The sequence below is a fragment of the Mesorhizobium sp. P2_D1 genome (assembly GCF_056404455.1).
In genome coordinates, this window is sequence record NZ_JBFUDZ010000050.1 from 15,692 (window position 1) to 27,614 (window position 11,923).

General features: G+C 64.5%; 14 protein-coding genes. 7 read left to right on the top strand and 7 right to left on the bottom strand.

Annotation, left to right across the window (positions count from 1 at the left end):
• Positions 1–32: 32 nt before the first annotated feature.
• From AC1D0I_RS26370 to AC1D0I_RS26390, 5 genes are all read left to right on the top strand, one after another.
• On the top strand, positions 33–518 hold the full coding sequence (locus AC1D0I_RS26370; RefSeq protein ID WP_477286079.1) for a MaoC family dehydratase: 486 nt from the start codon (positions 33–35) through the stop codon (positions 516–518).
• Positions 515–1,552: a phosphotransferase family protein gene (locus AC1D0I_RS26375; protein ID WP_477398785.1), complete on the top strand. Its 1,038-nt coding sequence runs from the start codon at positions 515–517 to the stop codon at positions 1,550–1,552. The genes AC1D0I_RS26370 and AC1D0I_RS26375 overlap by 4 nt, the downstream gene beginning before the upstream one ends.
• A complete protein-coding gene (locus AC1D0I_RS26380; protein ID WP_477398787.1) occupies positions 1,552–2,328 on the top strand; it encodes an SDR family NAD(P)-dependent oxidoreductase in 777 nt (258 codons plus the stop codon). Before AC1D0I_RS26375 ends, AC1D0I_RS26380 begins: the two co-directional genes overlap by 1 nt.
• A 92-nt stretch (positions 2,329–2,420) precedes the next feature.
• Positions 2,421–3,065, top strand: a complete 645-nt coding sequence (locus tag AC1D0I_RS26385; protein WP_477398788.1) for a TetR/AcrR family transcriptional regulator — start codon at positions 2,421–2,423, stop codon at positions 3,063–3,065.
• A gap of 216 nt (positions 3,066–3,281) precedes the next feature.
• Positions 3,282–3,530 (top strand): DUF680 domain-containing protein, encoded by a 249-nt coding sequence (locus AC1D0I_RS26390; RefSeq protein ID WP_477398790.1) that lies wholly within the window; start codon positions 3,282–3,284, stop codon positions 3,528–3,530.
• 133 nt (positions 3,531–3,663) lie between these two features.
• On the opposite strand, the gene AC1D0I_RS26395 is transcribed toward AC1D0I_RS26390, so the two are convergent.
• From AC1D0I_RS26395 to AC1D0I_RS26425, 7 genes are all read right to left on the bottom strand, one after another.
• Positions 3,664–4,449, bottom strand: a complete 786-nt coding sequence (locus AC1D0I_RS26395; protein ID WP_477398791.1) for a ThuA domain-containing protein — start codon at positions 4,447–4,449, stop codon at positions 3,664–3,666.
• Between the two features lie 76 nt (positions 4,450–4,525).
• The gene (locus AC1D0I_RS26400; RefSeq protein ID WP_477398793.1) at positions 4,526–4,756 is read right to left on the bottom strand and encodes a hypothetical protein; all 231 of its coding nucleotides are present in this window, start codon (positions 4,754–4,756) and stop codon (positions 4,526–4,528) included.
• A gap of 59 nt (positions 4,757–4,815) precedes the next feature.
• The gene (locus tag AC1D0I_RS26405) at positions 4,816–5,400 is read right to left on the bottom strand and encodes a sarcosine oxidase subunit gamma (protein ID WP_477398795.1); all 585 of its coding nucleotides are present in this window, start codon (positions 5,398–5,400) and stop codon (positions 4,816–4,818) included.
• Positions 5,393–8,386, bottom strand: a complete 2,994-nt coding sequence (locus tag AC1D0I_RS26410) for a sarcosine oxidase subunit alpha (protein ID WP_477398796.1) — start codon at positions 8,384–8,386, stop codon at positions 5,393–5,395. Before AC1D0I_RS26410 ends, AC1D0I_RS26405 begins: the two co-directional genes overlap by 8 nt.
• The gene (locus AC1D0I_RS26415; RefSeq protein ID WP_457150381.1) at positions 8,383–8,694 is read right to left on the bottom strand and encodes a sarcosine oxidase subunit delta; all 312 of its coding nucleotides are present in this window, start codon (positions 8,692–8,694) and stop codon (positions 8,383–8,385) included. Before AC1D0I_RS26415 ends, AC1D0I_RS26410 begins: the two co-directional genes overlap by 4 nt.
• 11 nt (positions 8,695–8,705) lie before the next feature.
• The gene (locus AC1D0I_RS26420) at positions 8,706–9,128 is read right to left on the bottom strand and encodes a hypothetical protein (protein WP_095084629.1); all 423 of its coding nucleotides are present in this window, start codon (positions 9,126–9,128) and stop codon (positions 8,706–8,708) included.
• Positions 9,128–10,381 (bottom strand): sarcosine oxidase subunit beta, encoded by a 1,254-nt coding sequence (locus tag AC1D0I_RS26425; protein ID WP_095084630.1) that lies wholly within the window; start codon positions 10,379–10,381, stop codon positions 9,128–9,130. The genes AC1D0I_RS26420 and AC1D0I_RS26425 overlap by 1 nt, the downstream gene beginning before the upstream one ends.
• Before the next feature lie 200 nt (positions 10,382–10,581).
• Here AC1D0I_RS26425 and AC1D0I_RS26430 point away from each other — a divergent pair, with 200 nt between their 5' ends.
• Both AC1D0I_RS26430 and AC1D0I_RS26435 read left to right on the top strand, forming a co-directional pair.
• Positions 10,582–10,950 carry a DUF2568 domain-containing protein gene (locus AC1D0I_RS26430; RefSeq protein ID WP_095084631.1) on the top strand — a complete coding sequence of 123 codons (369 nt, stop codon included), beginning with the start codon at positions 10,582–10,584 and terminating at the stop codon, positions 10,948–10,950.
• Between the two features lie 164 nt (positions 10,951–11,114).
• Complete coding sequence (locus tag AC1D0I_RS26435; RefSeq protein WP_477398798.1) at positions 11,115–11,873, top strand: SDR family oxidoreductase; 759 nt, start codon at positions 11,115–11,117, stop codon at positions 11,871–11,873.
• Positions 11,874–11,923: the final 50 nt, after the last annotated feature.

The following is an 11,923-nucleotide window of genomic DNA, read 5'->3' on the forward strand; positions in this document are numbered from 1 at the left end:
TTCCGGCCGGAGCCGGGGGTGAACTGGAGGACATCCGCGTGGAACCGATCAGTCTCGATGTACTTCTGGCCAGTGTCGGCAAGGAAGTTGGCGTGTCGCCGTGGCGGGTGGTCACCCAACGCATGATCGACCAGTTCGCCGACGCCACCGACGATCACCAGTTCATCCACTGCGATCCGGAGCGCGCCATGCGCGAGACCCCGTTCGGCGGCACAATCGCGCATGGCTTCCTGTCGCTGTCGCTGTTGTCGGCCATGACCTTCGAGACCATGCCGCCGCTGGAAAACGGCAAGATGGGCGTCAACCACGGCTTCGATTCGCTGCGCTTCCTGGCGCCGGTGAAGACCGGCGCGCGCATCCGCACCCATTTCGTGCTGGCCGACGTCAAGGTCAGGCCGTCGGGCTGGGTGCAGACCGCGCATGACGTGACGATCGAGATCGAAGGCTCCAAGAAACCGGCACTGACCGCTCGCTGGCTCACGCTGACCCTGATCGAACGCCAGCCCGAGACGGCATGAACGATCCGAACGTTCTCGACCAGGCAGCACTGGCGCCTTATCTCGAGGCCAGCATCCCCGGCTTCACCGGGCTCCTTTCCATCGAAAAATTCAAATCCGGCCAATCGAACCCGACTTACCTTTTGACTGCGCAAAGCGGCCGCTACGTGTTGCGCGCCAAGCCGCCCGGGCAACTGCTGAAATCGGCCCATCAGGTCGACCGCGAATTCACCGTGATGAGCGCCCTTGCCGGCACCGCCGTGCCGGTGCCCAGGATGCTGCATCTGTCGGCGGAGGACTCGCCGATCAGCCGTATGTTCTACGTCATGGATTTCGTCGACGGCCGCATCCTCTGGGATCCGGCGCTGCCGGAGGCCCGCGACAACGACGAACGCGCCGCCATCTACGATGCCATGAACGCTACGCTTGCGGCGCTACACGATGTCGATGTCGGGGCCGCGGGTCTCGTCGATTTCGGCCGGCCGGGCAATTATTTCGAGCGCCAGCTGGCCCGCTGGACCGCCCAGTATCGCGCCTCGGAAACCGGTACCATCGCCGATATGGACCGGCTGATTGCCTGGCTTGAGACGCATAGGCCCGCCGCCGACGGCCGCGTCTCTCTGGTGCATGGCGACTACCGGCTGGACAATCTGATTTTTGCCGCCGACCAGCCGACGGTTCTGGCGGTGCTCGACTGGGAATTGTCGACGCTCGGGCACCCCTTCGCCGACATCGCCTATCAGTGCATGCAATGGCGCCTGCCCCACGCCTCGGGCTTTCGCGGCTTGGGCGGCGTCGACCGGCATGCGCTCGGCCTGCCCTCTGAAGAAAGCTATGTCGCCGCCTACTGCCGGCGACGCGGGCTGGACGGCATTGGCAACAACTGGACCTTCTTCCTGGCCTTCTCCTTCTTTCGTCTGGCGGCGATCTGCCAAGGCGTCTTCAAGCGGGCATTGGACGGCAACGCCTCCAATCCCGAAAAGGCCAGAACCTATGGCGAGGCGGTAAAACTGCTTTCGCATCTCGCCGCGAAACTGATCGACCAGGAGGCGTGATGGGCCGTTTTGCGGGAGCAACCGTGCTGATCACCGGTGCGACCGGCGGGCTTGGCCGGGGTGCGGCGAAAGGCTTTGCCGCTGAAGGCGCGCGGCTGGTGCTGTCGGATATCGACGAAAGGGCGCTGGCCGACCTTGCAGCCACGCTGCAGGCCGAAACGGCGACCCTTGCCGGCAACATCGCCGACGAAAAACTATCCGAGGATCTGGTCAGGCTGGCGGTCGAAAAATTCGGTCGGCTGGATGTCGCCATCAACAATGCCGGCATCGTGCAGAGCTTCGTGCGCTTGCCGCAGGTCCCCTCGGATGAGGCCCGCCGCGTGCTGGAGGTCGATCTGCTCGGCGTCTTCTATGCCATGAAGCACCAGATCCCGCAGATGGAGCGGCAGTTCAAGGCGACCGGCAAGGGCGGCGCCATCGTCAACATCGCTTCGGCCGCCGGCCTGTCCGGCGCGCCGAAACTCTCGGTCTATGCCGCCGCCAAGCACGGCGTCATCGGTTTGACCCGCTCGGCCGCGGTCGAATACGCCACCAAGGGCCTGCGTATCAACGCCATCTGCCCCGCCCACACGAGGACGGCGATGGTCGACAGCTTCGTGCGCGTCTCCGGCGCGCCGGAAGCGGAGGCGTTGGCGGAGCTGACGCGTGGCGTGCCGATGAAGCGGGTGGCGGAAGTCGACGAAATCACCACCGCCATCCTGTTTGCCGCCGATCCGGCAAACTCCTTCATGACCGGCCATGCGCTGGCCGTCGACGGCGGCATCGGCGCGATCTGAAGCATGCCGTTTGGGAACCTGTCGCGCCCTTGTCCGTTTTCGTACAGCGTATATAATTTAGCCAGGTACCAACCAACCAAAGGCACGAGATCTTGCCGCCTAGCGTCCAGACACGCCGCGAGAAACAAAGGGCCGAACTGCGCTCCGAGTTGGTCGAGGCCGCGCACAAGCTCGTCCAGGAAGAAGGTTATGAAGGCCTGACCATCCGCAAACTGGCCAAGCGGGTCGGCTACGCGCCGATGTCGGTCTATTCCTACTTCGCCGACAAGCAGGACATCCTGTTCGCCCTGGCCGAGGATGCATTCGAGACGCTTGCCCGCCGCATCGAGGAGCATTCGTCCGACGATCCGATTGAGGCATTGCAGGCGGTCATGACCGAGTATGCCGCTTTCGGGCTCGGCAATCCCAACGAATACCGCACCGTGTTCATGACCGAAAAGACCAAGCTGCCGGAAGGCAGGAGCTACGAGGACATGGAATACAGCAACCCGGCGATGAACGCGCTGATCAGCAGGGTCGAGGCCTGTGTCGCCGCCGGCAAGCTGCAGGGCGACCCGCGCGCCATCGCCACCATGTTGTGGGCGGTCGGCCACGGCACGATCTCGCTGCTGATCACCTTTCCGTTCTATCCCTTCGGCGACCCGCAGGCTTTCGTGAAGCGGATGTGCGATTTCACGCTTGCCACGCTGAGCACGCAGACCGTGCCGCCGCTGACCGAAACGCCGGTCAAGTGCTGAGCGGCATCCTTCACAGGCTCTGACAATCACGACCAACGTCCGGTTGGAGTGCTCGGCTGCGCCAGAACGCCGCGATTTTCGGCGTTCAATAAAAGTTCAATAAAATTCATTCGTACATGTACGTCTCTGACTTGAACGACAGCATCGCCAGACGTATATGTACGCCGTATCGTACACGTACGGAAAAAATTCAACGGTCGAAAACGGAGACTGACGATGAAAACGACACTCCTCACCCTCGCCGCCGTGCTGGCACTTTCGGGCTCGGCCTTCGCCGCCGGCGCCACCCATCCGGTCAAGCAGGCGCCTGCTGCGACCTGCGTCGACACCAGGACCCATGTGAAGCTCGATTGCGCTCCCACCGGCTCGGTCGAGAAGCAGGGTTCCACGGAAAACACCGCTGACGGCGAGGGCCCGCGGCTCGGCATCAGCATCAATCCGTGGATCGTGCCCAGCACATTCTGAGACAAAATCAAACGCCGAGGCCGGCGCAAATTGAAAGCCGGCCTGGCGAGCAGTTTGGTCTAAGCGACGCCACCTCGGTTGGCGGCACCGGACTGGCCCAGTCGAACGCTGACGCGTAGCCCGGTCTGGCCCATCAACTCAGGCCCTTGTCACCGTCCGCATGCAGGCGCAGCCCTTTCTGGACGATCTTCTCCTTGGCGGCATCCGTCGGCACGTTCGGCGCATTGGTGATGCCGGACCAGGCCGGCGCCGGGTTGTGCGCCCAATGCACGGCGTTGCGCAGCACCTGTTGCACGCCCTCATTGTGGTAGATCGGGTAGGTTTCGTGGCCGGGCGAAAAGTAGAAGATCCTGCCGGCGCCGCGCTGGTAGGTCAGTCCGGACCGGAACACCTCGCCGCCCTCGTACCAGGAGACAAACACCGTCTCGAGCGGCTCCGGCACCGCGAACGGCTCGCCATACATTTCCGTCTCGCCAATCTCCAGGCACTCGCCGATGCCCTGCGCGATCGGATGGCTGCGGTTGATCGCCCAGACGCGCTCGCGCTCGCCCGCCTCGCGCCATTTCAGCGAACAGGGCGTGCCCATCAGCCGCTTGAAAATCTTCGAGTAGTGGCCGGAATGGAGCACGATCAGCCCCATGCCTTCCCACACCCGCTTCTGCACCCGCTCGACGATCTCGTCCTTGACCTCGCCATGCGACCTGTGGCCCCACCACAGTAGGACATCGGTGCTGGCCAGGCGCTGTTCGTTCAAGCCGTGCTCGGGTTCCTGCAAGGTGGCGGTGGTCGCCTCGATACCCTTGTCCTGGTTGAGCGCCGCGGCGATCGTGCCATGCATGCCCAAGGGATAGAGGTCGCGCACGGCGGCATTGGTCTGCTCGTGGACGTTCTCGCCCCAAACGATGGCCTTTGTCGGCATTTCTCTCTCCCAAAGCGCTTCAAATAGCATGTCCGATGGGATTGAGAAGGCCCGATCCGGCCTGGTCCGATGGAAACTACCTCGTGCGCTTCTTKCGGCCGGCCACGGTCTTAGGCTTGCCCGGCTTCGCGGGACCGCCGGGGATGGCCGTCCCGGTTATCGACACCGGATCGCTGGCCGGAAAGGTGTCCTCGAGGCCTTCCTCGAGTTCTTCTTCGGCGCTCGAGCCTTCGTGCTTCTCATGTTCGAGCGAACGAACGGCAGGGCTCTTCTTGACCGGCGACTTCGGCGCGGAATTCGACGGCATCGGCATTCTCCCTCGGTGTACGGATGCAGAACGAGCGTGCCCTGCAAAACGTTCCGAGTTCAGACCGCTGCGTCCCGCGATCCCTCGGACAGGAAAGTAAAGACATAGTCCGAGAAGGAACGCCAGCACTCGACCCGGAAGCCATCGGCCGCCGTGCGCAACAGCACGATCTCGGCCTTGCCCAGGATCGTGCGCGAAGCCGCTCCGACCGGGAAGGCATCGAGCGACAGATCCTGCGGGCAGCCAGAATTGATCGCCGCGGCCGCGCCGGCGCCCGTCACGGCAATCGCGATGTTGCGATGCGAGATACCGACGGCCGAATGGAGGGCGGAAACCGCGGCGCAGTCGACGAGCGGATCGTTGCCGGCCTCGTCGATGACCAGCCATTCGTCGGGTCCAAGCCACAGAGCGGTGCGACCGGCCTTCGTGGCCGAGGTCTTCGGCTTTTTCGGCAAGGTAACACCAAGCGCCTTGGAAAGGGCGGCAGTCGAAGCCTCCGGCGCGCGCAGCGAGATACGCTCGGCCGGCGGCAGCACCTCGACCTTGGCGCCGGTCGCGGCGGTGCTGCGTCCAGCCAACGCCGGACGGCGCTCGACCGAAGGCGATGCAACCGTGGCCATCTTCTTTGCGGCGGCCTTAGCCATTGAGGCGCCCTCCCGTCTCGTCGAAGAACACCATGCCGGAAACCTCCACTTCGATCACCCCGTTCGGCATCGGCACGTAGAGCGTGTCGCCCATGCGGTCGCGGCCGCCGGCGACCAGCGCAAGGGCAATCGAGCGGCCGCAATTTTCCGACCAGTAGCTCGAGGTGACGTGGCCGATCATCTTCATCGGGATCGCCTGCTTAGGATCCTCGACGATCTGCGCACCTTCTTCCAGCACCACCTTGGGGTCCTTGCTCTTGAGGCCGACCAGTTGCTTGCGGCCCTTGGCGACCAGATCCGGCCGCGCCATGCCGCGGATACCGACGAAATCGGCCTTCTTCTTGCCGACCGCCCAGTCGAGCCCGGCATCGTTCGGCGTCACCGTACCGTCGGTATCCTGGCCGACGATGATGTAGCCCTTTTCGGCGCGCAGCACGTGCATCGCCTCGGTGCCGTAGGCGGCCGCACCATGCTTCTGGCCCTCGGCCCACAGCGCTTCCCAGACGGCCTGGCCGTAGTCGGCCGGCACGTTGACCTCGAAGCCACGCTCGCCGGTGAAGGACATGCGGAACAGCCGGGTCGGCACGCCGCAGATCTTGCCTTCGCGCACCGACATGTGCGGCAGCGCCTCGTCGGACATGTCGATGCCTTCGACCAGCGGCGCGATGATGTCACGCGACTTCGGTCCCTGTACGGCGATGACTGCCCATTGCTCGGTGATCGAGGTCAGCCAGACATTGAGTTGCGGGAACTCGGTCTGGAGATAATCCTCCATGTGGTTCATGACGCGCGGCGCGCCGCCGGTCGTCGTCGTCACATGGAAGCGGTCTGGCGCCAGCCTGCCGACGACGCCGTCATCATAGATGAAGCCGTCCTCGCGCAGCATGATGCCATAGCGGCAGCGGCCTGGCTCCAGCTTCTCCCACGGATTGGTGTACAGCAGTTCCATGAACTTGGCCGCATCCGGCCCGACCACTTCGATCTTGCCGAGCGTCGAGGCATCGAACAGGCCGGCCGTCTTTCGCACCGCGACGCATTCGCGGTCGACCGCGGCGTGCATGTCTTCACCCCCCTTGGGGAAATACCAGGCGCGCTTCCACTGTCCGACATCCTCGAACACGGCGCCTTGCGCCTCGGCCCACGGATGGATCGCCGTCTTGCGCGTCGGGTCGAACAGCGGCCCGCGCGAGTGGCTGACGATCGCGCCGAAGGTGACAGGCGTATAGGGCGCCCGGAACGTGGTCAGGCCGACTTCCGGGATTGGCTTGCCAAGTACTTCGGCAGCAATCGCTAGGCCGTGCATGTTGGAGGTCTTGCCCTGGTCGGTCGCCATGCCGTTGGTGGTGAAGCGCTTGACGTGCTCGATCGAGCGCATGCCCTCATGCACCGCCTGGCGGATATCCTTGGCGGTGACGTCGTTCTGGAAATCGACAAAGGCCTTGACCGTGGTGTCCGGCCCGGCGCCGGGGGCAGCCCCCAGCATGCCGCGCGACCAGCTCTCTGAGGCGTCGACCTTCGGCTTGTTGCTCTTGGCGGTTTTAGCAGCGGCATCTTTCGCTGCCTTCTCGCCGGCCGCATAAGCCTCGTCGATCGTCGCCGACAGCCCGTCGGTGCCGTTGCAGGCGCCGACCGAGACGCAATCCTGCGCATAGGTGCCCGGCACGAAGCGCTTGGTCTCGTCGTTGAAAGCGACCTTGCCGCGCGACTGCGAGAACAGATGCACCGACGGCGTCCAGCCGGCCGACATCAGGATCGCATCGACCGGGATGGTGCGTTCGCCACCGCCATTCTTCGGCTGCACGGTCATCGACGACACCCGCAATTTGCCACCGGCGCGGATCACCGCGCGGCCGAAATTGACCTCGATGCCGAGCGCCCTCGCCTCGTCGATCACCGGTCCGGTCGGATGGTCGCGCAGGTCGACGATCGCCGCCACGTTGACGCCGGCCTTCTTAAGGTCGATCGCCGCCGCATAGGCGGAATCATTGGCGGTGTAGACGCCGACATTCTTGCCGACAGCGACGCCATAATGGTTGAGATAGGTGCGCGCCGCACCGGCCAGCATGATGCCCGGCCGGTCGTTGTCGGCGAAGACCATGTGCCGTTCGATAGCGCCGGAGGCCAGCACCACGCGCTTGGCCCGCACCTGCCACAGCCGCTCGCGCGGCAGGTCGTGGCCGGGGGCGGAGAGATGATCGCTGACGCGCTCGACCAAGCCGACGAAATTCTGCGCGTAGTAGCCGAAGGCCGTGGTGCGCGGAAGCACGCGGACATTGCCCATGCCTTGAAGCCTAGCAATCGCCGCCTGCGCCCAGGCAAAACCGTCCTGGCCATCGATCCCGGCGCCGGTCTCGAAACGCAGGCTGCCGCCGAACTCTGCCTGCTCGTCGGCGAGGATGACGCGCACGCCGGTCTCGGCCGCGGCGAGTGCTGCCGCGATGCCGGCTGCACCGCCGCCCAGCACCAGCACGCCGCAATGCGCATAGCGCGACGAATAATGGTCGGGATCAGGTTTATCCGGGGAAATGCCAAGGCCGGCCGCGGCGCGGATCTTCGGCTCGTAAAGGCTCTTCCAGGCCGCTTTCGGCCACATGAAGGTCTTGTAGTAGAAACCGGCAGAAAACAGCGGCGACGCGATGTCGTTGACCGCGCCGACGTCGAAGGACAGCGACGGCCAGCGGTTCTGCGACTGTGCTTCAAGCCCGTCATAGAGCTCCTGCACGGTGGCCCGCACGTTCGGCGTCTTGCGCGCCGCGTCACGCTTGATCTCGACCAGCGCGTTGGGCTCTTCCGCGCCCGCCGACAGGATGCCGCGCGGGCGGTGATATTTGAACGAGCGGCCGACGAGATGGACGCCATTGGCAAGCAGCGCCGAGGCCAGCGTATCGCCCTCGATACCGGTGTAGGACTGGCCATCGAAGTTGAACCGCGCGGTCTTCGCCTGCTTGAGGCGACCGGCACCGGGAATGCGGAACGCGCCGCTCATTTGGCAACCACTTCGTTAGAGATTATGGGCAGCTTCGACGGCTTCGGTTCGCCGGCCTTGTAGGTCATGATGAACTTGTCGGTGACGGTGTCGCGCACCGCATTGAAGAAGCGCGCGCAGCCATGCATGTGCCGCCAGCGCTCATAGATGATGCCCTTGGGATTCGAGCGGATGAAGAAGAACTTTTCGAAATCGTCGTCGCTCTCGCCAGCCATGTTGGCCGAGCGCGCGATATGCGCCTCGCCGGCGTTGCGGAATTCGAGTTCCGGGCGCTCTTCCTCGCAATAGGGGCAGCGGATGAGAAGCATTTGGTTCGTTCCTACAATTCGCCGTTGCCGACATGAGCGCCGGCGGGTTGGTCGCAAAGCCTCTGGCCCATGGCGGCAAAAGGCGCGACGAGCCGGATGCGCTCCTCCACGCTTGCGGCCGGACGAAACAGGTCGCGGTACGCCATGTTGCCGATGGTGAGTTGCATCGGATCGGTCGTGACGATGACGCGGCGCGGCTCGAATGTGTCGTCCTCATCCTGGTCGGAAGGCATGTTCTCCAGGAACATGACCACCTTCTGGCCGCCGCTCCACACGCAGGCCAGGATGCCGTCATCGACGGAAAACGGCCAGTTGGCCTCGTTCCCGGCGCGGCTGATCGGCTGCGTGCGCACTTCGTCCGCCGAGGGAAAATGGAACATGCCCTGTTCCCCCGCCAGCATCAGCGGCATGGCGACAGCCATCTGCGCCATCATCAGTGCGCCACCGCCGCCGCCGCCGCCTCGTCGATGAGTCGGCCGGTGCGGAAGCGCTCGATGGTGAAGGGCGCGTTGATCGGATGCGGATCATCCTTGGCGATGGTGTGGGCAAAGACATGGCCGGAGCCCGGCGTCGCCTTGAAGCCGCCCGTGCCCCAGCCGCAATTGACATAGAGGCCGGGCACCGGCGTCTTGGCCAGGATCGGCGAGCGGTCGGGTGTGACGTCGACGATGCCGCCCCATGAGCGCAGCATCTTCATGCGCGTGAAGATCGGGAACATCTCGCAGATGGCGTCGAGCGTGTGCTGCAATATGTGCAGGCCGCCGGTCTGCGAATAGGAGACGTACTGGTCGGTGCCGGCGCCGATGACCAGCTCGCCCTTGTCGGACTGCGAGATATAGGCATGCACCGTGTTCGACATCACCACGCAAGGCACCACCGGCTTGACCGGCTCCGACACCAGCGCCTGCAGCGGATAGCTTTCCAACGGCATGCGCACGCCGGCCATGTTCATGATGACGGACGAGTGGCCGGCGGCAACGACGCCGACCTTCTTGGCGCCGATGAAGCCGCGCGTCGTGTCGACGCCCATGACCGCGCCATTAGCCGCCCGCTTGACGCCGGTGACCTCGCAATTCTGGATGATGTGGACGCCGCGCGCCGAGGCGCCACGGGCATAGCCCCAGGCCACGGCATCGTGGCGCGCCGTGCCGCCGCGGCGCTGCAAGGCCGCACCGACGACGGGATAGCGCGCATCCTTGGAGGTGTTTAGCGGCGGGCAGAATTCCTTCGCCTGCTCCGGCGTCAGCCATTCATTGTCGATGCCGTTCAGCCGGTTGGCGTGGACATGACGCTTCAGCACCTGGATGTCGTGCACGTTGTGGGCCAGCATCATGACGCCACGCGCCGAATACATGACGTTGTAGTTGAGCTCCTGGCTGAGCCCGTCCCACAGCTTCAGCGCATGGTCGTAGATGCCGGCGCTCTCGTCATAGAGATAGTTCGAGCGGATGATGGTGGTGTTGCGGCCGGTGTTGCCGCCGCCGAGCCAGCCTTTTTCCAGCACCGCGACATTGGTGATGCCGTGCACCGTGGCGAGGTAATAGGCGGTGGCCAGGCCATGACCGCCGGCGCCGACGATGATGACGTCATACTCCTTCTTCGGCTCAGGCGAGGACCACTGCTCCTCCCAGCCCTTGTGGCCGCGCATGGCCTCGCGGGCGATGGCGAATACCGAATATTTCTTCAACGTTCCAGCCTCGCAAATGGCGGCAGGGCATTCTATCGACCCCGGCGCGCGAGGTGTATCACTAGCGAAACGCAGCTTCCACCCTTGCGCTGTTTGCGACGGCGCTTGCCGTTTTGCGCCGCGCCGAAAATGACGCATGCGATCTGGTAGCCATGGCTGCCTTCAGTCACATTGCCTGTCGCGGGACTCGGGAGGCAATTATGGGCAACGCCTGGTGGAATTTGACGTTGCGCTTCCTGCTGGAGCTTGCCGCCTTGCTTGGCCTCGGCTTGTCGGGCTGGGGTCTCTCCGATGGATTGTGGCGGTGGCTCCTGGCCCTGGCCTTGCCGCTCATTGCGGCTGCCTTGTGGGGGACCTTCGCCGTGCTCGACGATCCCAGCCGGTCGGGCCGCGCCCCGGTGCCCGTACCGGGTGCGGTGCGTCTGGCTCTGGAGCTCGTCATCCTGTTCGGCGGCGCGGCTGGGTTCTATCTGACAGGCCGCATGACCACAGGCATCGTCATGGCTCTGCTTATCGTCATCAGCTACGCATTCTCGCTCGATCGCCTCAGCTGGTTGTTGAAGCAATAGTTCGCCCTACCGGCGTCGCCTTTCGCGAGTCGCTCCCTCCAACGACCAGCCGCAAGAAACGAACTGCGCAGGTATCGGGTGTCGCGGGTAGGTGTGGCCTGCGATCAAGGGACCTCGTTGCCGGCACCAGTCGGCCAGACAGGACCGACAGAAGGACGACAGCCATGCTCGCACTCGCCAACAAGATCGCCATCGTCACCGGCGCCAGTTCCGGCATCGGCCGCGCCACCGCGAAACTCTTCGCCGAGGAAGGCGCCAAGGTCATCGTCGCCGCCCGCCGCCAGGCCGAGCTCGATGCGCTGGTGGCCGAGATAGCCGACGCCGACGGCACGGCCGTCGCCCTTGCCGGCAATGTCCGCGACGAAACATATGCGAAAGCCCTTGTCGATCTGGCTGTCGAAAAATTCGGTGGGCTCGACATCGCCTTCAACAACGCCGGCGCCGTCGGCCTGATGGGTCCGATTTCGGAACTGCCGCTGGAAGAATGGCGCGAGACGCTCGACACCAACCTCACCAGCGCGTTTCTCGGCGCGAAATATCAGGTTCCGGCGATGATCGAGCGCGGCGGTGGTTCGCTGATCTTCACTTCCACCTTCGTCGGCAACACCGTCGGCATGCCCGGCATGACCAGCTATGCCGCGAGCAAGGCCGGGCTGATCGGGCTGACGCAGGTGCTTGCCGCTGAATATGGCCCAAAGGGCGTGCGGGTCAACGCGCTGCTGCCCGGCGGCACCGACACGCCGGCAGCGACCTTCAAGACTCCTGAGTCGCGGGCTTTCGTCGAAAACCTGCATGCGCTGAAGCGTGTCGCGACACCGGAAGAGATCGCCCGTTCGGCCCTCTACCTCGCCTCCGACGCGTCGAGCTTCACCACGGGAGCCGCGCTGTTTGCCGATGGCGGCGTGTCGATCAATCGGACGTGAAGGCTTTTCCCCGCCAGGATGCATGTTGATTGTCGCAAGGTGGACGGCCG

Coding starts and splice junctions, on each gene's coding strand:
- AC1D0I_RS26375 (WP_477398785.1), top strand. CDS start 515: ATGAACGATCCGAACGTTCTCGACCAGGCAGCACTGGCGCCTTATCTC.
- AC1D0I_RS26380 (WP_477398787.1), top strand. CDS start 1,552: ATGGGCCGTTTTGCGGGAGCAACCGTGCTGATCACCGGTGCGACCGGC.
- AC1D0I_RS26390 (WP_477398790.1), top strand. CDS start 3,282: ATGAAAACGACACTCCTCACCCTCGCCGCCGTGCTGGCACTTTCGGGC.
- AC1D0I_RS26395 (WP_477398791.1), bottom strand. CDS start 4,449: ATGCCGACAAAGGCCATCGTTTGGGGCGAGAACGTCCACGAGCAGACC.
- AC1D0I_RS26405 (WP_477398795.1), bottom strand. CDS start 5,400: ATGGCTAAGGCCGCCGCAAAGAAGATGGCCACGGTTGCATCGCCTTCG.
- AC1D0I_RS26410 (WP_477398796.1), bottom strand. CDS start 8,386: ATGAGCGGCGCGTTCCGCATTCCCGGTGCCGGTCGCCTCAAGCAGGCG.
- AC1D0I_RS26415 (WP_457150381.1), bottom strand. CDS start 8,694: ATGCTTCTCATCCGCTGCCCCTATTGCGAGGAAGAGCGCCCGGAACTC.
- AC1D0I_RS26420 (WP_095084629.1), bottom strand. CDS start 9,128: ATGATGGCGCAGATGGCTGTCGCCATGCCGCTGATGCTGGCGGGGGAA.
- AC1D0I_RS26430 (WP_095084631.1), top strand. CDS start 10,582: ATGGGCAACGCCTGGTGGAATTTGACGTTGCGCTTCCTGCTGGAGCTT.
- AC1D0I_RS26435 (WP_477398798.1), top strand. CDS start 11,115: ATGCTCGCACTCGCCAACAAGATCGCCATCGTCACCGGCGCCAGTTCC.